The organism is Bacteroides sp. An279 (assembly GCF_002159615.1).
In the GTDB taxonomy this organism is placed as follows: domain Bacteria; phylum Bacteroidota; class Bacteroidia; order Bacteroidales; family Bacteroidaceae; genus Phocaeicola; species Phocaeicola intestinalis.
This window is the reverse complement of sequence record NZ_NFJA01000207.1, coordinates 1-795: the sequence shown is the minus strand read 5'-3', so window position 1 is coordinate 795 and position 795 is coordinate 1. Positions and strand designations below refer to the sequence as shown.

At 46.4% G+C, this 795-nt stretch carries 1 protein-coding gene; it reads right to left on the bottom strand.

What is annotated here, in order from left to right:
* Window positions 1-123: 123 nt before the first annotated feature.
* On the bottom strand, window positions 124-795 hold a 672-nt coding region (locus B5F78_RS16640; RefSeq protein ID WP_087407267.1), incomplete at its 5' end, for an IS5 family transposase.

The following is a 795-nucleotide window of genomic DNA, read 5'->3' as shown; positions in this document are numbered from 1 at the left end:
AAGGTTTTACTTTCAGTACCAGACGGAGGCGTTACCCCGTGGAGAATCTCTCCAATCGTTTTGTGTCAAGAACAAAGTCCCTTATAACATTTTCCAGAAATGGTTTAAGAAGCTGTTTTGATTTCATTCGATAAATTTGTTAAGCATGATTTGTATGAATGCAATCTGTACCATAGCTTCTGCGGTTTCAGCAAGGAATTCATAATCGATGGTCAGCCTTCTGAAGTTTTCCAACCATGAGAAAGAGCGTTCCACAATCCAACGTTTGGGCAGTACCTGAAATTTGGACGGACATTCGTCCGGTCTGAGTACGACCTCCAATATCCATCCGAATTTCTTTTTGACCCAATCAGCCAAATCTCCCCTATAGCCTCCGTTCGCCAGGATTTTCACCAAGCGCGGAAATTTATAAGCGAGTTTCTCTATGGCTTGTGGGGCGCCCTTGCTGTCATGCAGGTTGGCTTCATGGATTGCGATGGCTAACGGAAGGCCGAGCGTATCGACTATGATGTGCTCTTTCCGTCCTTTGGTTTTCTTGTTCCCGTCTATACCACGGTCAGAATCAACATGATGGGAAGTCTTTACGCTTCTGGAATCCATGATGCCAAGACTGGGACTTTCCTCCCGTCCCGCCTGTTTACGGATAAGGGAGTGCAAGGCATCCATTACCTCTTCAAACACACCTCCAAGCTTCCACTTGCGGAAGTAGTAATAGACGGTTTGCCAAGGGGCGAAGTCAGAAGGAAGCATACGCCACTGGCAGCCGGTCTTGTTGATATAAAGGATGGCATTCAT